This window comes from Variovorax sp. CF313, assembly GCF_000282635.1.
In the GTDB taxonomy this organism is placed as follows: Bacteria; Pseudomonadota; Gammaproteobacteria; order Burkholderiales; family Burkholderiaceae_C; genus Variovorax.
This window is the reverse complement of the sequence record NZ_AKIW01000023.1, coordinates 24,900-46,368: the sequence shown is the minus strand read 5'-3', so window position 1 is coordinate 46,368 and position 21,469 is coordinate 24,900. Positions and strand designations below refer to the sequence as shown.

The 21,469-nt window shown below is 66.8% G+C and carries 20 protein-coding genes; 8 read left to right on the top strand and 12 right to left on the bottom strand.

The genetic code is table 11. The annotated features are described in order from the left end of the window. Positions 1 to 30 precede the first annotated feature (30 nt). Positions 31 to 1,116, bottom strand: coding sequence for a tartrate dehydrogenase (locus tag PMI12_RS07600; RefSeq protein ID WP_007830702.1), 1,086 nt, complete (start codon positions 1,114 to 1,116; stop codon positions 31 to 33). Continuing rightward, on the bottom strand, positions 1,113 to 2,033 hold the full coding sequence (locus PMI12_RS07595) for an alpha/beta fold hydrolase (protein ID WP_042673028.1): 921 nt from the start codon (positions 2,031 to 2,033) through the stop codon (positions 1,113 to 1,115). The genes PMI12_RS07600 and PMI12_RS07595 overlap by 4 nt, the downstream gene beginning before the upstream one ends. 71 nt (positions 2,034 to 2,104) lie before the next feature. On the opposite strand from PMI12_RS07595, the gene PMI12_RS07590 reads away from it, so the two are divergent. After that, positions 2,105 to 3,064: a LysR substrate-binding domain-containing protein gene (locus PMI12_RS07590; protein WP_081502621.1), complete on the top strand. Its 960-nt coding sequence runs from the start codon at positions 2,105 to 2,107 to the stop codon at positions 3,062 to 3,064. A gap of 18 nt (positions 3,065 to 3,082) precedes the next feature. Here PMI12_RS07590 and PMI12_RS07585 read toward each other — a convergent pair whose 3' ends face one another. From PMI12_RS07585 to uvrC, 3 genes are read right to left on the bottom strand one after another with little or no spacing between them, the layout of a single operon-like run. Continuing rightward, positions 3,083 to 3,970: a DMT family transporter gene (locus PMI12_RS07585; protein WP_007830697.1), complete on the bottom strand. Its 888-nt coding sequence runs from the start codon at positions 3,968 to 3,970 to the stop codon at positions 3,083 to 3,085. Continuing rightward, positions 3,967 to 4,533: a CDP-diacylglycerol--glycerol-3-phosphate 3-phosphatidyltransferase gene (gene pgsA, locus PMI12_RS07580; protein ID WP_007830693.1), complete on the bottom strand. Its 567-nt coding sequence runs from the start codon at positions 4,531 to 4,533 to the stop codon at positions 3,967 to 3,969. Before pgsA ends, PMI12_RS07585 begins: the two co-directional genes overlap by 4 nt. Positions 4,534 to 4,581: 48 nt before the next feature. Then, positions 4,582 to 6,546 carry an excinuclease ABC subunit UvrC gene (gene uvrC / locus PMI12_RS07575; protein ID WP_007830691.1) on the bottom strand — a complete coding sequence of 655 codons (1,965 nt, stop codon included), beginning with the start codon at positions 6,544 to 6,546 and terminating at the stop codon, positions 4,582 to 4,584. A 141-nt stretch (positions 6,547 to 6,687) separates the two neighbouring features. Here uvrC and ggt point away from each other — a divergent pair, with 141 nt between their 5' ends. After that, positions 6,688 to 8,745 carry a gamma-glutamyltransferase gene (gene ggt, locus PMI12_RS07570; protein ID WP_007830690.1) on the top strand — a complete coding sequence of 686 codons (2,058 nt, stop codon included), beginning with the start codon at positions 6,688 to 6,690 and terminating at the stop codon, positions 8,743 to 8,745. A 51-nt stretch (positions 8,746 to 8,796) separates the two neighbouring features. Here ggt and PMI12_RS07565 read toward each other — a convergent pair whose 3' ends face one another. Then, on the bottom strand, positions 8,797 to 10,221 hold the full coding sequence (locus tag PMI12_RS07565) for a M20/M25/M40 family metallo-hydrolase (RefSeq protein WP_007830689.1): 1,425 nt from the start codon (positions 10,219 to 10,221) through the stop codon (positions 8,797 to 8,799). A gap of 75 nt (positions 10,222 to 10,296) precedes the next feature. Between PMI12_RS07565 and earP the strand changes: the two genes are divergently transcribed. The 3 genes from earP (at position 10,297) to PMI12_RS07550 (ending at position 13,076) form a co-directional block, all read left to right on the top strand. Beyond that, positions 10,297 to 11,385 carry an elongation factor P maturation arginine rhamnosyltransferase EarP gene (earP, locus tag PMI12_RS07560; protein WP_007830688.1) on the top strand — a complete coding sequence of 363 codons (1,089 nt, stop codon included), beginning with the start codon at positions 10,297 to 10,299 and terminating at the stop codon, positions 11,383 to 11,385. Positions 11,386 to 11,538: 153 nt separating this feature from the next. Continuing rightward, positions 11,539 to 12,093, top strand: a complete 555-nt coding sequence (gene efp / locus PMI12_RS07555; protein ID WP_007830687.1) for an elongation factor P — start codon at positions 11,539 to 11,541, stop codon at positions 12,091 to 12,093. 119 nt (positions 12,094 to 12,212) lie between these two features. Further along, the gene (locus PMI12_RS07550; RefSeq protein WP_007830686.1) at positions 12,213 to 13,076 is read left to right on the top strand and encodes a TIGR00730 family Rossman fold protein; all 864 of its coding nucleotides are present in this window, start codon (positions 12,213 to 12,215) and stop codon (positions 13,074 to 13,076) included. Here PMI12_RS07550 and PMI12_RS07545 read toward each other — a convergent pair. From PMI12_RS07545 to pncB, 5 genes are read right to left on the bottom strand one after another with little or no spacing between them, the layout of a single operon-like run. After that, positions 13,073 to 14,236: an MFS transporter gene (locus tag PMI12_RS07545; protein WP_007830685.1), complete on the bottom strand. Its 1,164-nt coding sequence runs from the start codon at positions 14,234 to 14,236 to the stop codon at positions 13,073 to 13,075. The genes PMI12_RS07550 and PMI12_RS07545 overlap by 4 nt on opposite strands. Then, a complete protein-coding gene (locus tag PMI12_RS07540; protein ID WP_007830684.1) occupies positions 14,233 to 15,600 on the bottom strand; it encodes a DNA recombination protein RmuC in 1,368 nt (455 codons plus the stop codon). Before PMI12_RS07540 ends, PMI12_RS07545 begins: the two co-directional genes overlap by 4 nt. A gap of 20 nt (positions 15,601 to 15,620) precedes the next feature. Continuing rightward, the gene (locus PMI12_RS07535) at positions 15,621 to 16,607 is read right to left on the bottom strand and encodes a 2-hydroxyacid dehydrogenase (protein ID WP_007830683.1); all 987 of its coding nucleotides are present in this window, start codon (positions 16,605 to 16,607) and stop codon (positions 15,621 to 15,623) included. Between the two features lie 11 nt (positions 16,608 to 16,618). Next, the gene (locus PMI12_RS07530) at positions 16,619 to 18,031 is read right to left on the bottom strand and encodes a sodium:proton antiporter (RefSeq protein ID WP_007830679.1); all 1,413 of its coding nucleotides are present in this window, start codon (positions 18,029 to 18,031) and stop codon (positions 16,619 to 16,621) included. Positions 18,032 to 18,066: 35 nt separating this feature from the next. Continuing rightward, complete coding sequence (gene pncB / locus PMI12_RS07525) at positions 18,067 to 19,287, bottom strand: nicotinate phosphoribosyltransferase (RefSeq protein WP_007830668.1); 1,221 nt, start codon at positions 19,285 to 19,287, stop codon at positions 18,067 to 18,069. A 178-nt stretch (positions 19,288 to 19,465) separates the two neighbouring features. Between pncB and PMI12_RS07520 the strand changes: the two genes are divergently transcribed. After that, positions 19,466 to 19,699 carry a CsbD family protein gene (locus tag PMI12_RS07520; RefSeq protein WP_007830667.1) on the top strand — a complete coding sequence of 78 codons (234 nt, stop codon included), beginning with the start codon at positions 19,466 to 19,468 and terminating at the stop codon, positions 19,697 to 19,699. Positions 19,700 to 19,740: 41 nt separating this feature from the next. Next, positions 19,741 to 20,175 carry a hypothetical protein gene (locus PMI12_RS07515; protein ID WP_007830666.1) on the top strand — a complete coding sequence of 145 codons (435 nt, stop codon included), beginning with the start codon at positions 19,741 to 19,743 and terminating at the stop codon, positions 20,173 to 20,175. On the opposite strand, the gene PMI12_RS07510 is transcribed toward PMI12_RS07515, so the two are convergent. Then, entirely contained in the window at positions 20,165 to 20,608 is a 444-nt protein-coding gene (locus PMI12_RS07510) for an acyl-CoA thioesterase (protein ID WP_007830665.1), read from the bottom strand. The two genes, PMI12_RS07515 and PMI12_RS07510, sit on opposite strands and share 11 nt — an antisense overlap. Before the next feature lie 186 nt (positions 20,609 to 20,794). Between PMI12_RS07510 and PMI12_RS07505 the strand changes: the two genes are divergently transcribed. Continuing rightward, complete coding sequence (locus tag PMI12_RS07505) at positions 20,795 to 21,346, top strand: phasin family protein (RefSeq protein ID WP_007830664.1); 552 nt, start codon at positions 20,795 to 20,797, stop codon at positions 21,344 to 21,346. Positions 21,347 to 21,469: the final 123 nt, after the last annotated feature.

Below are 21,469 nucleotides of genomic sequence, written 5' to 3'. Positions count from 1 at the left end.
GCCTTTCGTGAAGCCCTTTTTCAGGGCGGCTCAAAGGGCGGCGGCGATCGCCTTGCCCACGTCGCTGGTGCTGCCCGTTCCGCCGATGTCGGGGGTGCGCGGCGCTCCGCTTTGGGGCGCAAGCACCTTTTCGATGGTCGAAAGAATGGCGTCGTGCGCCTGCTTGTGGCCCAGGAACTCCAGCATCATCGCGCCGCACCAGATCTGCCCGATCGGGTTGGCGATGCCCTTGCCGGCGATGTCGGGCGCCGAGCCATGCACCGGCTCGAACAGCGACGGCGCGGTGCGATCGGGATTCAGGTTGGCGCTCGGCGCGATGCCGATGGTGCCGGTGCAGGCCGGCCCCAGGTCCGACAGGATGTCGCCGAACAGGTTGCTCGCCACCACCACGTCGAAGAAGTCGGGCCGCTGCACGAAGTGCGCCGTGAGGATGTCGATGTGGAACTTGTCGAGCTTGACGCCCGGGTAGTTCTTGCCCATCTCGGCCACGCGCTCGTCCCAGTACGGCATGGTGATCGAGATGCCGTTCGACTTGGTGGCGCTGGTCAGGTGCTTCTTCGGCCGCGACTGCGCGAGCTCGAAGGCGAACTTCAGCACCCGGTCGACGCCGATGCGCGACATCACGGTTTCCTGCACCACGATCTCGCGCGGCGTGCCTTGGTACATGCGCCCGCCGATGCTGGAGTACTCGCCCTCGGTGTTCTCCCGCACGATGTACATGTCGATCTCGCCGGGCTCGCGCGGCGTGCCGTCGCGCCGCACCACGGGCGCGATGATGCCGGGCATCAGGCGCGCGGGACGCAGGTTGATGTACTGGTCGAACTCGCGGCGGAACATCAGCAGCGAGCCCCACAGGGAGACGTGGTCGGCGATCTTCTCGGGCCAGCCGACCGCGCCGAAGAAGATGGCGTCGTGCCCGCCGATCTGGTCCTTCCAGTTGTCGGGCAGCATCTGGCCATGCTTCTCGTAGTAGTCCCAGCTCGAGAAGTCGAAGTGGTCGAACTTCAGGTCGATGCCAAACTTGCGCGCCGCAGCATCGAGCACGCGCAGGCCCTCGGGCATGGTTTCCTTGCCGATGCCGTCACCGGCGATGACTGCGATTCTGTGGGTGCTCATGGTGTGGCTCCTGCTCGTTCGAGATGGGTGAAAGGCGAAAAGAATGCCTGCGCCTCGGCGAGCAACTCGCCCGGCGCTTCTTCGGGAACGTAGTGACCGCACGGCAACGCGCGGCCCGACACTTCGGCCGCGCGTTCGCGCCACAGCGCGAGCACGTCGAAGGCCTTGCCGACCGCGCCGTGCTCGCCCCACAACACGCGCAGCGGCTGTGCCAGGCGCTGGCCGGCGGCGATGTCGGCGCGGTCGTGCACGAGATCGATGGTGGCGGAGGCGCGATAGTCCTCGCAGATGGATTCGGCCGTGCCCGCGATGCCGGCGCAGCGCTCGTATTCGGCCAGCACCTCGGGCGCGAAGGGCGCGAGGCCGGCATGCCGCCCGCCCATCACGCTGCGCACGTAGCGTGCGGGGTCGGATGCGATCAGCGCCTCGGGCAGCGGCGGCGGCTGGATCAGGAAGAACCAGTGCCAGTAGGCCTTGGCGAAGGCTTCGGAGGTGTGCTCGTACATCGCGAGCGTGGGTGCGATGTCCAGCAGCAGCATCCGCTCGACTGCGTCGGGGTGGTCCGCGGCGAGCCGGTGCGCCACGCGCGCGCCGCGGTCATGGGCCAGCACGCCGAAATGTTCGAAGCCGTGGTGCCGCATGGCGGCGAGCGCGTCGAGCGCCATCTCGCGCTTGCTGTAGACCACGTGTTCGGCATCAACTGCAGGCCGGCCCGAATCGCCATACCCGCGCAGGTCGACGGCGACCACGGTGAACCGCTCGGCCAGCGTCGGAGCCACGCGATGCCAGATCGCATGCGTCTGCGGATGGCCGTGCAGCAGCAGCAAGGGAGCACCGCGCCCGCCGATGCGGCCGTGGATGCGCACGCTATCGCGCTCAATATCGAAAGTGGGAAAGGAAAGGAAGGAGGCTGTCACGCAAACGATTGTGCGTTGCGCCCGGATGATCATCAAGCAACAATCAGCCAATTCATACTTTCCGATATGGCATGAGTCCTCTCTCGATGGATCGTGGCGACCTGGCACTGGTGCTGGCCATTCGCGACCAGGGCAGCCTGGCGAGCGCTGCGGCCACGCTCAACGTCGTGCCCTCGGTCATCACCAAGCGGCTGGGCGCGCTGGAGGCGCGCCTGGGCCAGCGCCTTTTCGAGCGCACCACCCGGCGGCTCAGCGTCACGGCCGAGGGCGAGGCGGTCTGCCTGCATGCGCGAGCGCTGCTCGACGGCTTCGCCGCCCTCGAAAGCGAACTCGGAGAACGCCAGAACGAACTGACCGGCACCGTCCGCCTGGCCGCGACCTTCGGCTTCGGCCGCCGCTGGCTGGGGCCGGCGCTGGCCACTTTCCAGGCGCGGCACCCTGCACTGCAGATCGAACTGCTGCTGACCGAGCAACTGCCGGACCTCGGCGCCGAGGGTTACGATGGCGCGGTCTGGCTCTGGGCGGTGCAGCAGCGCCGTGCGGCCGACTGGATCTCGCGGCGCATCGCGCGCAACCAGCGCGTGCTGGCCGCCTCGCCCGCCTACCTGAAGCGCCGCGGCACGCCCAGCACCGTCGAGGCGCTGGCTTCGCACGATTGCCTGGTCGCGCGCGAGAACGGCGATGCCAGCCAGCGCCAGTACGCACTCTGGACCCTGCGCCATGTGCGCGACGGCAGCACGGCGCGCGTGCGTGTGCAGGGGCCGCTGGCCAGCAACTCGGGCGAGATGGTGCGCGACTGGTGCGTGGCCGGGCATGGCGTCATGCTGCGCAGCCTGTGGGACATCGCACCCCAACTCGCGAGCGGCGAACTGGCGCGCGTGCTGCCGCAATACGCTATGGCGGAAGCGGACATCCACTGGATCGCGCCCTGGCGGCCGAAGACGCCTCGGCGGGTGCGCCTGCTGGTCGATCACCTGGTGGAACAGTTCCGCGGCGAGCCCTGGAAGCCGGGCAAGGCCGATACGCGCTGAAGAGAAAAGCGCCGGCGCTCAGCGGCCGTTGCGCACCACGAGGCTCACCCCCACCGCAGTGAGCGCAATGCCCAGCACCGTCACCAGCGTGATCGGCTCGGAGAACAACAGCCACGCCATCACGGCCGTGCAGGGCGGCACCAGGTACAGCAGGCTCGTGACGGCCGTGGCTGTGCCGCGCTGGATCAGCATGTAGAGCAGCGAACTGCCGCCCAGCGACAGCGCCAGCACCGACCACGCCATTGCGCCGCCGGAGTGCAGGTTCCACTGGATGCTCTCCGACTCCAACGCCGCGAAAGGCAATGTGACAAGCAGCGCGGCCGCCATCTGCACCGCGCTTGCACTGCGCACGTCGCATGGCGCGACAAAGCGCTTCTGGTACAGCGTTCCCGCCGTGATCGAGACCAGCGCCATCAGCGTGAGCCCCATCGTCAGCACGCTCACCTCGCCGCCCTGCCCGAGCTTGCGCAGCACCACGAGCACCAGGCCCGCGAAACCAAGCCCCAGCCCGACCCACTGCCGCTGCGAGATGCGGCCGCCGTGGAAAGACAGCCAGACCGCCGTCAGCACCGGCTGGATGCCGACCAGCAGCGCCACCAGCCCCGCGCCCATGCCTTCCCGCACCGCGGCCCACACACCGCCCAGGTAGCCGGCCTGCATCAGGATGCCCGTGGCCGCCAGGTGCCCCCACTGCGCGCGCTGCTTTGGCCACGCGACCCGCGCGAGCGCGACCCACACGCCGAAGCAAGCCAGCGACAACGCATAGCGCACGGCCAGGAACTTGAGGGGTGGCGCATACGGCATGCCGTAGCGCGCGACGATGAAGCCCGTGCTCCAGATCAACACGAAGACCGCCGGCATCGCCCGCAGCCAGCCCGCGTTGCGGGCCGCGGCTGCCGCGGTCATTTGGTGCGGGCCCGGATTTCGGGAATGGCCTTCTGCAGGTAGTACACCATCGACCAGATCGTGAGCACGGCCGAGATCCAGATCAGCCACTGGCCCCAGACGCCGGTGTCGATCACCCGGAACAGGTGCCCGTCAAAAAGCAGGAACGGAATGGCGATCATCTGCACGGTCGTCTTGACCTTGCCGATCATGTGGACCGCCACGCTCTTGCTTGCGCCGATCTGTGCCATCCATTCGCGCAGCGCCGAGATGGCGATCTCGCGGCCGATGATGATCAGCGCCACGAACACGTCGGCCCGGTTCAGGTGCACCAGCACCAGCAGCGAGGCGCACACCAGGAACTTGTCGGCCACCGGATCGAGGAAGGCGCCGAAAGCCGAGGTCTGGTTGAGCCGGCGCGCCAGGAAGCCGTCGAGCCAGTCGGTGGCGGCGAAGACGATGAACATCACCGTGGCGATCAGGTTGCGCATCGGCTCGCTGATCGGAAGGTAGAACACGCCGACGATCAGGGGGATCGCGACGATGCGCGTCCAGGTCATGATGGTCGGCAGGGTCCAGAACATCGCTTGATTGTGTCATGGCGGCATTAACCCCCAACGGGGGTCGCGCCCTCAGTGCAGCGCCTTGTAGATTTCCTCCGCCAGGTCGGAGGCGATCCCCTCGACCGACGCGATGTCCTCCACGCTCGCCGCCGCCACGCCCCGGATGCCGCCGAAGCGCTGCAGCAGCCGCGCGCGCCGCTTCGGTCCGATGCCCGGGATGTCCTCGAGCTGGCTGCCGCCGACCCGCACCTTGGCGCGCTTGGCCCGCATGCCGGTGATGGCGAAGCGATGCGCCTCGTCGCGGATCTGGGCCACCAGCATCAGCGCGGCCGAGTCCTTGCCCAGGTAGACCTTCTCGCGGCCGTCGGCGAACACGAGTTCCTCGAGCCCGACCTTGCGGCCCTCGCCCTTCTCGACCCCGACGATCAGCGACAGCGGCAGGCCCAGTTCGCTGAACACCTCGCGCGCCATCGACACCTGCCCCTTGCCGCCGTCGACCAGCACCAGGTCGGGCATGCGCGCGGCCTTGATCTTCACCGGCGCCTCGCTGCCGTCGCTCTCGGCATCGCCCGGAGGCAGGGCGTCGGTCTCGGCCGCCATCGCCTCGGCCAGCTTGCCATAGCGGCGGTGCAGCACCTGGCGCATGGCCGCGTAGTCGTCGCCGGGCGTGATGCCCTCGATGTTGTAGCGGCGGTACTCCTTGTTCTGCATGGCGTGGTGCTCGAACACCACGCATGAAGCCTGCGTCGCCTCACCCGCGGTGTGCGAGATGTCGAAGCATTCGACGCGGAAATTGTCGAGATCGTCCGATGCCAGCTCCAGCGCATCGGCCAGCGCGCGCGTGCGCGCCTGCTGCGAGCCCTCCTCGGCGAGCAGCCGGGCCAGCTGCAGCTTGGCGTTGGTCTCGGCCATTTCGAGCCAGTGCCGGCGCTGCTCGCGCGGCTGGAACACCGCCGTCACGCGCGTGCCGGCCTGCAGCGAAATCGCCTCGATCAGCTCGCGGCCCACCTGCTCGCTCAGCACCAGCGTGGCCGGCACCGGCACGTCGATGTAGTGCTGGGCGATGAAGGCCTCGAGCACCTGCACCTCGATCGGGTCGGCCGCGGCGGGCGGACCACCCTCTTCTTCATCGTCGAGTTCACCGTGGTGGATCTGCGCCGCGTCTTCCACATGCACGGGAAAGTACGGCCGGTCGCCCAGGTGGCGGCCGCCGCGCACCATCGCCAGGTTCACGCAGGCCTTGCCGCCTTGCACCTTCACGGCCAGGATGTCCACGTCCTTGTCGGACGCGATCTCGATCGACTGCTGGTGCAGCACGCGCGAGATGGCGGACATCTGGTTGCGCAGCTCGGCCGCCTGCTCGAACTCGAGCTTCTCGGCGTGCGCAGTCATGCGCTGTTCGAGCTTGGAGAGCACGAGCTGCGTATCGCCCATCAGGAAGGCCTCGGCGCTGGCCACGTCCTGCGCATAGACATCGGGCGCGACGTAGCCGACGCACGGCCCGCTGCAGCGCTTGATCTGGTACAGCAGGCAAGGCCGCGTGCGGTTGGCGTACACCGTGTCTTCGCAGGTGCGCAGGCGGAACACCTTCTGCAGCAGCTGGATCGATTCCTTCACCGCCCAGGCGCTCGGGTACGGCCCGAAGTAGCGGTGCTTCTTGTCGACCGCACCGCGGTAGTACGCCAGCCGGGGGAACTGGTGCGACGCGATCTTGAGATAGGGGTAGCTCTTGTCGTCGCGAAACAGGATGTTGTAGCGCGGCTTGAGCGTCTTGATCAGGTTGTTCTCGAGCAGCAGCGCCTCGGCCTCGGAGCGCACCACCGTGGTCTCCATGCGCACGATCTTCGAGATCATGTGGCCGATGCGGGTGCCGCCGTGGTTCTTCTGGAAGTAGTTGGCGACCCGCTTCTTGAGGTTGCGCGCCTTGCCCACATAGAGCACGGCGCCGGCCGCGTCGAAGTAGCGGTAGACGCCCGGCAGCTGCGGCAGGGCCGCGACTTCGCTGAGCAATTGATCGGAATGCACGTCTGACATGGCGGCTATTGTGGCGCGCGGCACGCGGCCCGGCGCCCGCCTGCGCGCAAACCCCGACGCGGCTGGAATGAAACCTGCTGAAGATAGCCACGGGCGCGAGGAGCGCCCGGTTTTTTCAACATACCTATTCGGGAAATCTGCATGAACAAGAACAACAGGCGCGCCTGGTGGGCGCTCTCACCCATCGCGCTCTCGCTGAGCCTCGCGGGCTGCGGCGGCGCCTCCCGCAATGACGCGCAAGACACGACAACGATTCTTGCAACCATCGCCGCGATCAACGCGGCCAACCAGCCGGCCCAGCAGCCTGCCCCGAGCGCACCCGACAACGGCTGCCTCACCTCGACCGGCAACTCCTCCGTGGTGGTCGGCTCGGGGGATGCCGGCGATCCGGCCGCGCCCGAGGCGGCCTCGGGCTACGCGCCGGGGCACAAGCTGGTCTACGCGAAGAATTACATGGTCGTCGCCAACCACCCGTTGGCCACGCGCGCCGGCTGCGACGTGCTGAAGGCCGGCGGCAGCGCAGTCGATGCGGCGGTGGCCGTGCAGGCCGTGCTGGGGCTGGTCGAGCCGCAATCGAGCGGTCTGGGCGGCGGCGCCTTCATGCTCTATTACGACGCTGCGACGAAGAAGGTGCAGGCCTACGACGGCCGTGAGACCGCGCCCGCCGCGGCCACCGAGAACTACCTGCGCTACGTGGACGACGCCACCGACACCAGCCTGCCCAAGCCCGGCGGCGCGCGCGCCAGCGGCCGCTCGATCGGCACGCCCGGCGCGGTGCGCATGCTCGACATCGCCTACCAGGACCACGGCAAGCTGCCCTGGAAAGACCTCTTCAGCTACGGCATCACGCTGGCCTCCGACGGCTTCCTGATCGGCGGGCGCATGACCGCCGCCATCTCGTCGTCGGCCGCCAGCCTCAAGCGCGACGCCGAGGCCACGGCCTACTTCTTCAACGCCGACGGCACGCCGAAGGCGCTGGGCACCCGCCTGCAGAACCCGGCCTACGCCAAGACGCTGACCACCATCGCGACGCAAGGCGCCAACGCCTTCTACACGGGCGACATCGCCCAGGGCATCGTCGACAAGATCGGCGTCACGGTCGCCGCGAACGACGGCTCGGCCATCACGCCCGGCAAGACCACGCTGGCCGACCTGGCCAACTACAAGGCCAAGCGGCGCGCCCCGGTCTGCGGCACCTATCGCGACTACTACGTGTGCAGCATGTCGCCGCCGTCCTCTGGCGGCATCGCGGTGGTGGCGAGCCTGGGCATCCTCGAGACCTTCAACATGGGCCTGCACAAGCCGACCGCCATCGGCATCGAGGGAGGCAAGCCGACCGTGATGGGCGTGCACCTGGTGAGCGAGGCCGAGCGCCTGGCCTATGCAGACCGCGACAAGTACGTGGCCGACACCGACTTCGTTCCGCTGCCGGGCGGCTCGGTCGACACCATGATCAACAAGCCCTACCTGCAGAGCCGCGCCAGCCTCATCAGCCTGGCGAAGAGCATGGGCGTTGCCCAGGCCGGCAACCTGGGCGCGGTGCCGCTGGGCATCGACAAGACCGAGGAGCATGGCACCACGCACTTCACCATCGTCGACAAGCAGGGCAATGTGGTGGTGATGACCACCACGGTGGAAAGTACGCTCGGCTCGTTCCACATGACACAGGGCTTCATGCTGAACAACCAGCTGACCGACTTCTCGGCCAACCCGAACGACACGGTCGATCCGAGCATCAAGGTGGCCAACCGCGTCGCACCCGGCAAGCGCCCGCGCAGCACGATGGCGCCGACGCTGGTATTCAGGAAGCAGGCCGATGGCAGCATGGGCGAGTTCGTCATGGGCACCGGTTCGCCGGGCGGCGGCACCATCATCCAGTACGTCGTGAAGACGCTGGTCGGCGCGCTCGACTGGGGGCTCGACGCCCAGCAGGCCACGTCACTGGTCGACTTCGGTGCCTCCAACAGCGTGACCACCAATGTCGGCGGCGAGCATCCGAACATCGACGCGACGAACTCGGGCCTCAACGACCCGCTGGTCGCCGGGCTGATCGGACTGGGTCACAAGGTGTCGGTCTCGGCGCAGTCCAGCGGCGTGAGCACCATCATCCGCACCAGCGTCGGCGGCAAGACCGTGCTGACAGGCGGCGCCGACCCGCGGCGCGAAGGCATCGTGCTGGGCGATACCTTCACGCCCTGAGGGCGTTGGCCTGGACGAAGTGGTGCTCGCAGGCGCCGCTCATCGGCGCGCCTACTTCGCCAGCTCCGACACCAGCCGGTACAGGAACTCGCGGCCGTCATAAAGCCGCTGGATCTCGATGCGCTCGTCGAGCCCGTGCGCGCGCGCATCGGACGGCTCCAGGAAAATGCCGCTCACGCCGTACATCGGAATGCCCGCGTTGCGCATGAAGCGGCTGTCGGTGGCGCCTGTGCTCATCGCAGGCACCACGGGCACGCCGGGCCACATCTGCTGCGTGAGCGACTCCACGGTCTTCACAAGGTCGCCGTTCAGCGGCGACGCCGGGCTGCGCAGCGGCTTGCCCATGTTGCGCACCACGATCTTGTCGTTGCCGACCGCCTGGGTCAGCAGGCGCTCCACTTCCTCGGGATCGTCGTGCGGCAGGATGCGGCAGTTGACCGTGGCCTTGGCCGATTGCGGCAGCGCGTTCTCGGCATGGCCGGCCTGCACCATCGTCGCGACGCAGGTGGTGCGGAACTGCGCGCTGTAGGCCGGGTTGGCCGACATGCGCTCGATGACCGCTGCGTCGGGGTTGCCCGCGCCTACCGCGCGCATGTCGTCGGCCAGTTGGCCGGTGGCGAACGGTGCGCTGCGCGCGAAGTAAGTCTTCGTGACCTCCGCGAGCTTCACCGGAAAGCTGAAGTTGCCCAGCCGTTCCAGGCCGGCGGACAGCGCATAGATCGGGTTGGTCTTGGTCGGCACCGAGCTGTGGCCACCCACGTCGCGCGCCTCCAGCATGTAGGTGGTGTACATCTTCTCGGCCACCTGCATGCGGTGCAGGTTGGGCTTGCCGCCGCGCAGCTCGCCGCCGCCGCCTTCGTTGATGCCGAACTCCGCCTGCAGGAGCTCGGGCTTGTTGTTGATGAGCCAGAAGGCGCCGTTGCTGAGCGCATCGCCGCGCTCTTCGTCGGCCGTCAGCGCCAGGATGATGTCGCGCTTGGGCTTGAAGCCCTCCTGCTTCAGCTGCCCCATCACCGAGACCAGCGCCGAGGCCATCGCCTTGTCGTCGATGGCGCCGCGCGCGGTGAAGTAGCCGCCGGTTTCCTGCAGCTTGAAGGGGTCGGTCTTCCAGTCTTCGCGCCGGGCCTCGACCACGTCGATGTGGGCCAGCAGCAGCAGCGGCTTCTTGCTGCCGTCGCCCTTGAAGCGCAGCACCAGGTTACCCTTCTTCGGGAAGGGTTCGAAGATCTGGATGTCGCCGGGCGCGAAGCCCGATTCGATCAAGCGCTTTTCCATGGCGCGCGCGGCCACCGTGTTGTCGCCCACCGAATGGCTGGTGTTGATCTCGATCAACTCCTTGTAGATGTCGTGAAAGCGCTGCTGCTGCGGCGTGAGGGCCGGCGGGGTCTGCGTCTGCGCCATGGCAGCGGTCATGCCGCACAGGGCCAGCGAGGCGGCGAGCACGGTTCTCGCGACACGGAAGGTCTTCATCCTCATGGGTTCTCTCTCCGGTGGTGGTTGTGCCGGACAGCATAGCAAGCACCGCCCGCGAACACGGGCACACTCGCGCCCATGCAATCGAGGCAATGGGACATCTTCTGCAAGGTCATCGACAACCACGGCGACCTCGGCGTCTGCTGGCGGCTGGCCCGCCAGCTGGCCGCGCTCGGCGAACGCGTGCGGCTGTGGATCGACGATGCGGCGGCGCTGCGCTGGATGGCGCCCGAGGCTCGCACTGGTCGCGACGGCGTGGAGGTGATCGACTGGCTCGACGCCGCTGCGCTTCAGGCTGCCGTAGCGGGGCCGGCGCCCGACGTATTGATAGAAGCCTTCGGCTGCGAGCCGGCGCCGGAATCGATCGCCCGTTTCGCCGAAGGGCCGGGCAGTGCGTGGATCAACCTCGAATACCTGTCGGCCGAACCGTACGTGGAGCGGCTGCATGGGCTGCCGTCGCCGGTGTTCAGGGGTCCCGGCGCCGGGTTGACCAAGCGCTTCTTCTATCCAGGCTTCACGCCAGCCACGGGCGGGCTGCTGCGCGAGCCCGACCTGATGGAACGCCGGGCGCGCTTCGACCGGGTGCAGTGGCTGGCCGAACGGCAGATCCCGTGGCGAGCCGACGAACGCCTGCTCTCCCTCTTCTGCTACGAGCCGCCTGCACTGGCCGCCTTGCTCGCCCGGCTGGCGGAAGGCCCCGAACCCACGCGCCTGCTGGTGACGGCGGGCCGCGCCACCCAGGCAGTCCAGGCTTGTTTTGGGGGCGCCCCATCGACCCACGGGCGCGGTGCGCTATCAATTTCATACCTCCCCTATCTCACGCAGCCCGATTTCGATCACCTGCTCTGGGCCTGCGAGTTGAATTTCGTGCGCGGCGAGGATTCGCTGGTGCGCGCCCTCTGGGCCGGCGCGCCGCTGGTCTGGCAGATCTACCCGCAGGACGACGATGCCCACCACGTCAAGCTGAACGCCTGGCTGGACTGGCTCGGCGCCCCGCCCTCGCTGCGGCTTTTCCACCACGCCTGGAACGGCTTCGTCGACGGTGCCCTGCCACTGCCTGAAACACAGGGCCCGTGGCTCGAAACAGCACTGGACGCCCGCACGCGGCTGCTCGCCCAGGACGATCTGGTCACGCAACTGCGGAAACTGATCGGCCAAAAAAGCTAAAATAGCGGGCTTTGCGGATTTCGGCCCGGATCTCAACGATTCGAGATGCTCTCCGCTAAACCTGCCGCGGGACCTGTACCGCGGGGCCAACAATGCCGGCAAGCGTCGCCGGCAGCCCCGTGCACCGAGCGGCCAACATCCAGAGACCCTGTTATGAAAATCGCTCAAGAAATCCGCGCCGGCAACGTCATCATGCACGGCAAGGACCCGATGGTCGTCCTCAAGACCGAATACAGCCGCGGCGGCCGCAACTCCGCCACCGTGCGCATGAAGATGAAAAGCCTGATCGCCAACTTCAACACCGAAGTGGTCTTCAAGGCCGACGACAAGATCGACCAGATCGTGCTCGAGAAGAAGGATTGCACCTACTCCTACTTCGCCGACCCGATGTACGTCTGCATGGACGCCGACTACAACCAGTACGAAGTCGAAGCCGAAAACATGGGCGACGCCCTGAACTACCTCGAAGACGGCATGGCCGTCGAAGTGGTGTTCTACGACGGCAAGGCCATCTCGGTCGAACTGCCGACCAGCGTCGAGCGCGAAATCACCTGGACCGAACCCGCCGTCAAGGGCGATACCTCGGGCAAGGTGCTCAAGCCCGCCAAGATCGCCACCGGCTTCGAAGTGCCCGTGCCCCTCTTCGTGTCGCAAGGCGACAAGATCGAAATCGACACGCGCACCGGCGAATACCGCAAGCGCGTCTGAGCCTCCTTCCCGGCTGACCGCCACCCTCGAAAAAAGCTCCGCAAGGAGCTTTTTTTGTTGATGGGCATGGCAGTTGCAACGCTGCACAATCTCCCAAGGTCCTTCCGTCTGGTTTCCTCATGAACAACACGCACAACATTCACGACAAACGCCTGGCCGATGCCTGGGCCACGCTCCAGTCCCATGCGGACAAGGGCCTGCCGCTCGACCCCGATCCCTCGCGCATCGCCTTCGCCGACCCCGAGTTCCTGCTGCGCCGCGAGACGCGCGGCATCCGCATGCAGCTCGAGCTGATGAAGCCCGATCTCGAGCAGCGCGCCCATGGCATCGAGAACACGGTGGTGGTGTTCGGCAGCGCACGCTTTCGCAGCGAGGAAGACGCCTCCGCCATGATCGCGCAGGCCGACGCCGCTGGCGACGCCGCGGCATCCGAGCGCTGGCGCCGGCTGGCGCGCAATTCGCACTACTACGAGAAGGCGCGCGCCTTCGGCAAGATGGTCGCGCAGTACAGCAACGACAAGGAACCGCAGGACAAGCTCTTCGTCTGCACCGGCGGCGGCCCCGGCATCATGCAGGCGGCCAACCGCGGCGCGCACGAAGGCGGCGGCCTCTCGGTCGGCCTGGCCATCGCGCTGCCGATGGAAGAAGAGGCCAACCCCTACGTCACGCCGGCACTGAGCTTCAAGTTCCATTACTTCGCCATCCGCAAGATGCATTTCATGATGCGTGCGAAGGCGCTGGTGGCGTTTCCGGGCGGCTTCGGCACGCTCGACGAGCTGTTCGAGGTGATCACGCTGGTGCAGACGAAGAAGTCGAAGCCGGTGCCGATCGTGCTGTTCGGCTCGGACTACTGGAAGCGGCTGATCGATTTCGACTTTCTGGTCGACGAAGGCGTGATCTCGCCGGGCGACGTGAAGCTCTTCGAATACGTCGACGCGCCCGAAGACGCATGGAGCGCGATCAAGCGCTTCTACAAGCTCTAGACCTTGAGGCCCCAGGTGGCGCGCGCGCCGAGCGCCACCACGCCTCCCACTACCCAGAACACGCCGCCGATGCCGATCAGTGCACCGAGCGAGCCGAACAGCATTGGCATCGCCACGCTCGACGCGTTGATGGTCATGAGCCGCAGGCCCAGCGCCTCGCCGTGGCGGGTGTGCGGCGTGATCTGGTGGAGCATGCTCATCACCATCGGCTGCACCGCGCCCAGCGCGAAGCCGAGCACCACCGAGCACACTCCCATGCTCAGCGCCGAGTCCAGCAGCGGATAGACCGCGAACACCATCGCAGTGACCGCCGTGGAACTGAGGATCACGCTGCGCTCCGAAGCGCGCGAGGCGATCACCGGCAGCACCACGCGAACGACCGCCGCCGCGATCGCGAAGGCGCCGAGGATCGAGCCGATCACCGAGGCGCTGATGCCCCGGTCGTGCCCCAGCACCGGCAGCACGAAGGCGTGCACGTCCCAGCTCGACGACTGCAGCCAGTTCACGAACAGCAGGCGGCGGAACATCGGTTCGCGCAGCAGGTCCCAGGCGCGGGTCGGCGTGGCGCCCGGCACGGGCGCGGCGGGCGGTGGCTCGTGCGCGCCGCGCGCGAGCATCCAGCAGAGGATGGGCAGCGCCGCCATCACCGCGAAGCAGATGCGGAACGCAAGCATGTCCGCGGGCGAGCGGCCTGCATGGTCGATCAGCATGCCGGCCAGGAAGGGCCCGACGAAATTGGCCACGGCCGGCGCGATGGCGAGCCAGCTGAACACGCGCTTGAGCTGCGTCGCGTCAGTGGCCGAGCGGCCGACGTGCCGCTGCAGTGCGATGACCGTCGCGCCCGTGGCGCCGCCTGTCAGCAGGGCGGCAATGCACATCACCGGAAAGATCGGAAAGATCACCACGAGCCCCGCACCGACGACCGCCGCAATGACCGACAGCCACAGCGGCCGCTTGAAACCGTAGCGATCGGCAAAGCGTCCGGCAGGCAATGCAAGGAAGACCTGCGTCAGCGCAAACAGCGAGATCAGCAGGCCGACCGCCGCGGCGCTGTAGCCCTGCTGCAGCGCCAGCAGCGGCGTGGCGAGCCGCATGCCGGCCATGGTCGCGTGCAGGCACACCTGGGCACCGATCACGCGCAGCAGTTCGGAACCTTTCACGGGGTGTCTTCGGCCTCGCTGTCGGCGGTGGGCGGCAGAAGCGCCTGCGACTGCGCCTCGGGCAGCGCCTCCACCTTGCGCAGCGCCAGGCGCATCTGCTTGGCGCGCGTGTCGGCCTTGTCGAGCGTGTCGGAAGCCTTGGCCACCTGCTCCTTGACGCGCGCGACCCATTCGCCGTAACGCTCGAACTCGGTCTTCACTGCGCCCAGCACCTTCCAGACTTCGGAGGCCTGCTGCTCCAGCGCCAGCGTGCGAAAGCCCATGTGCAGGCTGTTGAGCATCGCGAGCAAGGTGGTCGGGCCCGCTAGCGTCACGCGGTGCTGGCGCTGGATGGCATCCATCAGGCCCGGCCGGCGCAGCACCTCGGCATAGAGGCTCTCGACCGGGAGGAAGAGGATGGCGAAATCGGTGGTGTGCGGCGCGGCGAGGTAGTTGTCGGCGATCGACCTGGCCTCGGTGCGGATGCGCGCTTCGAGCGCCTTGGCCGCCAGGTCGGCACCCACGGCATCGGCGCGTTCGTGCGCGTCGATGAGCCGCTCGTAGTCGTCGCGCGGGAACTTGGCGTCGATGGGCAGCCACACCGGCGCACCGTCCTCGCCCCGCCCCGGAAAGCGGATCGCGAAATCGACACGCTGCCCGCTGCGCGGCTTGGTCTCGATCTGCTTGGCGTACTGGTCGGGCGTGAGCACCTGTTCGAGCAGCGCCTCGAGCTGCACTTCGCCGAACACGCCGCGTGTCTTCACGTTGGTCAGCACGCGCTGCAGGCTGCCCACGCCCACGGCCAGCGTCTGCATTTCGCCGAGTCCCTTGTGCACCTGTTCGAGCCGGTCGGCCACCTGCTTGAAGCTTTCGCCGAGGCGCGCCTCGAGCGTGCTCTGCAGCTTCTCGTCGACCGTCTTGCGCATCTCGTCGAGCTTGACGGCGTTGGTCTGCTGCAGCTGCGCGAGCTGCGTTTCCATGGTCGCGCGCACTTCGGACAGGCGGCGCGCATTCGATTCGCTCAAACCCTGCAGCTGCGTGCTGAGCGTGTCAGCCAACGTCTTCTGCAAGGACGCGAGCTGCAGGGAGAACGCGTCGAGCTGCGCATTCTGCGTGCGCGTGGCTTCGGCGCCCTGCTGCACCAGCGCCTGCTGGAAAGTGGCGAAGGCCTGCGCGGTTTCCTGCCGCACGCCGCGCGAGCTTTCGCCGATGTCGTGGCGCAGTTCGCGCTCGGTGCGTTCGTTGGCCGAGCCCAGGGCGGCCAGCACGCGCAGGACGTCGCCGTGGTCGGACGAGGGCTGCCGGCGGGCCAGCAGCCAGATCACCAGCACGAGCTGGACGACCGCGAGTACGGCCAGTCCGATGAGGATCAGCGAGGTGTCCAAGGTTGCGGTACTGCCTCTGCCTATTTGCTTGCCGAAGGAACGGGCGTCACGGGCGTCAGCGGTCCCTTGCCGCCGAAGTACGCGATGAGGTTGTCCGCCGCAAGGTCGGCCATGGCGCGGCGCGTGGGTACGGTGGCGCTGGCGATGTGCGGCGTCAGCACCACATTGGGCACGGTCAGCAGGTCGGGGTGCACCTTGGGCTCGCCCTCGAACACGTCGAGGCCCGCGGCAGCGATGCGTTTCTCGCGCAAGGCCACGGCCAATGCCGCGTCGTCGACGATGCCGCCGCGCGCGATGTTGACGAGCGTGGCGGTCGGCTTCATCAGCGCGATCTCGGCCGCGCCGATCGTGTGGTGCGAGGCCGGCGAATAAGGCACCACAAGCACCACGTGGTCCGCCGTCCTGAGCAACTCCTCCTTGCTCAGGTAGCTGGCCTTGCATTCGGCCTCGAGCGCGGCGTCGAGCCTGGAGCGGTTGTGATAGACCACCTTCATGCCGAAGCCGTGCGCACCGCGCTTCGCGATGCCCTGCCCGATGCGGCCCATGCCGATGATGCCGAGCGTGGAACCGTGGATGTCGGAGCCGGCGAACATGTCGAAGCTCCACTTCTGCCACTTGCCCGCGCGCAGAAAGTGTTCGCTCTCCGTGATGCGGCGCGCCGTGGCCATCAGCAGCGCAAAGCCGAAGTCGGCCGTGGTCTCGGTCAGCACGTCGGGCGCGTTGGTGCCGAGCACGCCGTGCGCGGCCATCGCGTCGACGTCGAAGTTGTTGTAGCCCACCGCCATGTTGGCGCAGATCTTCAGGCCGGGGCAGGCATCGAGCACCGCGGCGTCGATGCGTTCACTGCCGGTGGTGAAGGCGCCCTGCTTGCCCTGCAGCTTCGCGATCAGCTGTTCCTTGCTCCAGCTCTCGTCGGACTGGTTCGACTCGACCTCGAAGTGCTGCGAGAGGCGCTCGATGGTTTCGGGAAAGATCGCGCGCGCGACCAGTATCTTGGGCTTGCTCATGATGTTTGCACTCAGCGAAAGAAGATGAAGGTGGAAAGAACGAACAGCGGAACCAGGATGGCCACCGACCACGCCATGTAGCCGAAGAAGCTCGGCATGCGCACGCCGCGGCTCTCGGCGATGGCCTTGACCATGAGGTTGGGTGCGTTGCCGATGTAGGTGTTGGCGCCCATGAACACGGCGCCAGCCGAGATGGCGGCCAGCGTGGTGGCATAGGTGGTCATCAGCGCGGCCGGGTCGCCGCCCGCGGTGTTGAAGAACACCAGGTAGGTCGGCGCGTTGTCGAGAAAGGAGCTGAGCACGCCGGTGGCCCAGAAGTACATCGCCGGATCGGGCTGGCCGTCGGCGCGCGTCACGGCCGAGACGACGGCGCCGAACGGCCCCTGCGTGCCGGCCTTGAGCATCGCGATCACCGGGATGATGGTCAGGAAGATGCCCACGAACAGCTTGGCCACCTCGGCCATGGGGCCCCACTCGAACTGGTTGTCGGCATGCACCTTGGCCGGCGTGATCTTCAGCGAGAGCAGCGTGATGGCGACCAGGCCCGCGTCGCGCACCAGGCCCGGCAGGCCCACCCGGGTGCCGAAGACGTCGAAGCCGACGGGCGACTTCCAGAAGCCGCTGAGCAGCACGAAGGCGACCACGCCGCCCAGAAGCCAGAAGTTGACGGCGCCATCGAAGCCGATGCGCTTCGTGTCGGGCGTCGGGTCGACCGGCAGCACGCCCTCCTTGCGATAGTAGTGGCGGTCGATGGCGTAGAACAGCGCGAGCAGCACGGCCAGGAGGAAGAGCGTGTCGGGCAGGATGTTCTTCGCGGTCCAGAAGAAGTCGACGCCCTTCAGGAAGCCGAGGAACAGCGGCGGATCGCCCAGCGGCGTGAGCGAGCCACCCACGTTGGAAACGATGAAGATGAAGAACACGACCACGTGGACCCGGTGCCTGCGGTTGTCGTTGGCACGAATGAGCGGCCGGATCAGCAGCATCGACGCGCCGGTGGTTCCCATGAAGCTCGCGAGCACCGCGCCGATGGCGAGCAGCCCGGTGTTGAGGCCGGGCGCCCCATGCAGGTTGCCCCGGATGTGGATGCCGCCCGCCACGGTGAACAGCGCCGTGAGCAGGATGATGAAGGGGATGTACTCCTCCACCAGCGCATGCACGAGCTGGGCGCCGGCCAGCGAAACGCCGAAGGTGGCGGCAAGGGGCAGCAGGAAGGCCAGCGCCCAGGCCGCCGAGACCTTGCCGTAGTGGTGGTGCCAGAAGCCCGGCGCCAGCAGCGGGAACAGCGCGATCGACAACAGGATGCCGGCGAATGGCACGCCCCACAGCGGCGAGAGCGTGGCGCCGTCGAAGTCGGCAGCCATCGCCAGGGCGGGAAACGTCAGCGGCAGCACCGCGGCCGCCGCAAGGCGAAGGGGGTTTTTCATGGGGCCGTACCGTACCAGAGGGGTCAGTACAGCCTTCAAGCCGGGGGTTGTTCGATCTCGAAGACCTGGCGCAGGTAGGCCAGGTATTTTTCGTCCTCGCACATGTTCTTGGATGGCGTGTCCGACAGCTTGGCCACCGGCTGGTCGTTGCAGTGGATCATCTTGATGACGATCTGCAGCGGCTCGTAGCCCAGATCGTTGGTGAGGTTGGTGCCGATGCCGAAGGCCAGCTGGCAGCGGCCGCGGAACTGCTGGTAGAGCTCGATGGTGCGCGGCACCGTGAGGCCGTCGCTGAAGATCAGCGTCTTGGTGCGCGGATCGACCCGGTTGGCGACGTAGTGCGCCAGCATGCGCTCGCCCCACTGGAACGGGTCGCCGCTGTCGTGGCGGGCGCCGTCGAAGAGCTTGCAGAAATACATGTCGAAGTCGCGCAGGAACGCGTTCATGCCGTACACGTCGGACAGCGCGATGCCCAGGTCGCCGCGGTACTCGCGCGCCCAGCTCTCGAAGCCGAAGATCTGGCTGTCACGCAGCCGCGGGCCGAGCGCCTGGCAGGCCTGCAGGTATTCGTGGGCCATGGTGCCTAGCGGGATCAGGCCCAGCTTCATCGCGTACAGCACGTTGCTGGTGCCCGCGAGCTGCGGCAGCCGCGTGCCGGGCGGCGCCTGCACCGGCGGCGAGGTGACGGCGCCGAGTCGGGCGGTCAGCGTGCGCAGCACCTCTTCGTGCCAGTCCTTGGAGAAGCGGCGGCGCGTGCCGTAGTCGGCGATCTTCAGGTCGGCGAGGCCTGCGTCCTGCAGCTGGGTGATCTTGGTTTCGAGCCGGCGGCGGCCTTCCTCGAAGTCGGGCTTCTTCTGCGTATTGCGGAAGTACACCTCGTTGACGATGGCCAGCACCGGGATCTCGAACAGGATGGTGTGCAGCCATGGCCCCTTGATGCGGATCTCGAGCTCGCCCGAGGGCTGGGGAACGATGTTGATGTACTTCTCATTGAGCCGGAAGAGCCCGAGGAAGTCGACGAAGTCGCTCTTGATGAAACGCATCGAGCGCAGGTAGGCCAGCTCGGCGTCGCGGAACTGCAGCGAGCACAGGCTGCGCACCTCGTCCCGGATCTGTCCCGCGAACTGCGCCAGGTCGACGCCGGGGTTGCGGCACTTGAAGCGGTACTCGACCCGGGCCCCGGGGAAGTGATGCAGGACCACCTGCATCATCGTGAACTTGTAGAGGTCGGTGTCGAGCAGGCTGTGAATGATCATGGTGCTGTGCGCGGTGTCTCAAACTTTCGGCGTCCGTTCGATTATCACGGGGTGAGTCGGCCTCTGCCTACGGGGCCTGAACTGCACGTCCTACCGTGAGGGTGAATCCCCCCGATGACAGTGACTCCACGGCGAAGCACACGGCCCGCCGGATCAACCTGGCTCAAAGGAGGTTCGCATGAACAAGGACACCGTCAAAGGCAACTGGAAACAGCTCAAGGGCAAGGTCAAGGAGCAATGGGGGAAGCTGACCGACGACGACTTCGACGTCATCGCGGGCAAGCGCGACCAGCTGCTCGGCCGCATCCAGGAGCGCCACGGCATCAGCCGCGAAGAAGCCGAGAAGCAGGTCAAGGACTGGGAATCGCGCGACGGCCGCACGCCGGACGCGCTCTGGTTCGAACGCTATTGAGCAGCCCCCGAATTTCATCCACTCCCGAAGGAAAACATCCCATGAAAAAGCATCTCCTCATGCTGGCCCTCGCCTCCACCTGCTTCGTGGCCACGCAGGCCAGCGCCATGACCAAGGATGAATACAAGGTCGCCAAGGAAAAGATCGAGGCCGACTACAAGGTCGCGAAGGCCCAGTGCGACACGATGAAGGACAACGCCAAGGACGTCTGCCAGAAGGAAGCCAAGGGCAAGGAAAACGTCGCCAAGGCCGAGCTGGAGCAGCAGTACCAGCCGAGCGACAGCCACGCCCGCAACGTGGCTGAAGAGAAGGTGAAGGCCACCTACGAAGTCGCGAAGGAAAAGTGCGACGACCAGAAGGGCGATGCGAAGGCCGCCTGCGTGAAGCAGGCCAAGGCCGACGAAGCCCAGGGCAAGGCCGACATCAAGGCGATGAAGAAGACCGCTTCAGAACGGACCGCGCCGGTCAAGCCTTGAGCGAATCGACCACGCGTTGCAGCGCCTCGGGTAGCGGTACCGGGCGCTGCGTGACGCGGTCCACGTAGACGTGGATGAAGTGGCCCTGTGCTGCAGCGCTGTCCGCGCCCTCGGCGAACAGCGCGATTTCATACCGCACGCTCGACCGGCCCGCCTGTGCCACCCGGATGCCCGCCTCGACGGTTTGCGGGAACGCGATGGGCGCGAAATAGTTGCACTGCGTCTCCACCACGAAGCCGATCGTGGAGCCCTGGTGGATATCGAGCGCGCCGCGCTCGATCAGCAGTGCATTCACCGCGGTGTCGAACCAGCTGTAGTAGACGACGTTGTTGACGTGGCCGTACATGTCGTTGTCGGCCCAGCGCGTGGGAATGCTGCGGAAGGCGCGGTAGCTGCCGCGCGCCTGGGGGATTGGTTTGGTCGGGGCGCTCATCGCGCGGCATTTTGCCCGGGAAGCCGAATTTAGAAGATGGCTTCTAAATTGCTGCATGGCAGCAAAAACCCCTTGATCGCAAAACTCAGCTGCCTATACTTGAGGCCATGCTGCACCGCAACATAGACGGCGAGACAGCGCAACGTGAACCGACCACTCAATCATCCCCTTCTGGAGATTTCCCAAATGGCCCTGACCGCTGACCAAATCCTCGCCGCCCAAAAGGCAAACCTCGAAACCCTCTTCGGCCTGACCACCAAGGCTTTCGAAGGCGTCGAGAAGCTCGTCGAACTGAACGTGACCGCCTCGAAGGCTGCCCTGGTCGAAGCCCAGAGCACCGCCCAGGCCGCCCTGAGCGTCAAGGACGCCCAAGAGCTGCTGACGCTGCAAGCCAGCCTGTTCCAGCCGCTGGCTGAAAAGACCGCTGCCTACAGCCGTCACCTGTACGACATCGCCCAAGGCACCGGCGCCGAATTCGGCAAGGCCTTCGAAGCCAAGGCTGCCGAAGCCCAGCAAGCCTTCGTCGGCCTGGTCGACAGCGCTTCCAAGAACGCCCCCGCCGGTTCGGAAACCGCCGTTGCCGTGCTGAAGAGCGCCGTGGCTGCCGCCAACAACGCTTTCGAATCCGTCCAGAAGGCCGTCAAGCAAGCATCGGACGTCGCCGAAGCCAACTTCAATGCCGTGTCGACGCAAGCCGTTGCCGCCGCAAAGACCGCAACCGCTTCGCGCAAGCGCTAAGCTGGCGACCACCACCAGTTGTCTCCTTGGGTCCTCACGGATCCAATTCAGGGCCTCGTCTCACGACGAGGCCTTTTTTTCGTCTGGCGGGCCTCTTCGATAATGCGGGTCTCATTTCAGGAG

What these genes read in the sequence shown, in the direction of transcription:
- PMI12_RS07505 (WP_007830664.1), top strand. Translation starts at nt 20,795, where the DNA reads ATGGCCCTGACCGCTGACCAAATCCTCGCCGCCCAAAAGGCAAACCTC.
- pgsA (WP_007830693.1), bottom strand. Translation starts at nt 4,533, where the DNA reads ATGTTCTGGACCCTGCCGACCATCATGACCTGGACGCGCATCGTCGCG.
- PMI12_RS07565 (WP_007830689.1), bottom strand. Translation starts at nt 10,221, where the DNA reads ATGAGGATGAAGACCTTCCGTGTCGCGAGAACCGTGCTCGCCGCCTCG.
- PMI12_RS07590 (WP_081502621.1), top strand. Translation starts at nt 2,105, where the DNA reads ATGAGTCCTCTCTCGATGGATCGTGGCGACCTGGCACTGGTGCTGGCC.
- PMI12_RS07520 (WP_007830667.1), top strand. Translation starts at nt 19,466, where the DNA reads ATGAACAAGGACACCGTCAAAGGCAACTGGAAACAGCTCAAGGGCAAG.
- PMI12_RS07510 (WP_007830665.1), bottom strand. Translation starts at nt 20,608, where the DNA reads ATGAGCGCCCCGACCAAACCAATCCCCCAGGCGCGCGGCAGCTACCGC.
- PMI12_RS07550 (WP_007830686.1), top strand. Translation starts at nt 12,213, where the DNA reads ATGAACAACACGCACAACATTCACGACAAACGCCTGGCCGATGCCTGG.
- PMI12_RS07535 (WP_007830683.1), bottom strand. Translation starts at nt 16,607, where the DNA reads ATGAGCAAGCCCAAGATACTGGTCGCGCGCGCGATCTTTCCCGAAACC.
- efp (WP_007830687.1), top strand. Translation starts at nt 11,539, where the DNA reads ATGAAAATCGCTCAAGAAATCCGCGCCGGCAACGTCATCATGCACGGC.
- ggt (WP_007830690.1), top strand. Translation starts at nt 6,688, where the DNA reads ATGAACAAGAACAACAGGCGCGCCTGGTGGGCGCTCTCACCCATCGCG.
- PMI12_RS07530 (WP_007830679.1), bottom strand. Translation starts at nt 18,031, where the DNA reads ATGAAAAACCCCCTTCGCCTTGCGGCGGCCGCGGTGCTGCCGCTGACG.
- PMI12_RS07585 (WP_007830697.1), bottom strand. Translation starts at nt 3,970, where the DNA reads ATGACCGCGGCAGCCGCGGCCCGCAACGCGGGCTGGCTGCGGGCGATG.
- earP (WP_007830688.1), top strand. Translation starts at nt 10,297, where the DNA reads ATGCAATCGAGGCAATGGGACATCTTCTGCAAGGTCATCGACAACCAC.
- pncB (WP_007830668.1), bottom strand. Translation starts at nt 19,287, where the DNA reads ATGATCATTCACAGCCTGCTCGACACCGACCTCTACAAGTTCACGATG.
- uvrC (WP_007830691.1), bottom strand. Translation starts at nt 6,546, where the DNA reads ATGTCAGACGTGCATTCCGATCAATTGCTCAGCGAAGTCGCGGCCCTG.
- PMI12_RS07600 (WP_007830702.1), bottom strand. Translation starts at nt 1,116, where the DNA reads ATGAGCACCCACAGAATCGCAGTCATCGCCGGTGACGGCATCGGCAAG.
- PMI12_RS07515 (WP_007830666.1), top strand. Translation starts at nt 19,741, where the DNA reads ATGAAAAAGCATCTCCTCATGCTGGCCCTCGCCTCCACCTGCTTCGTG.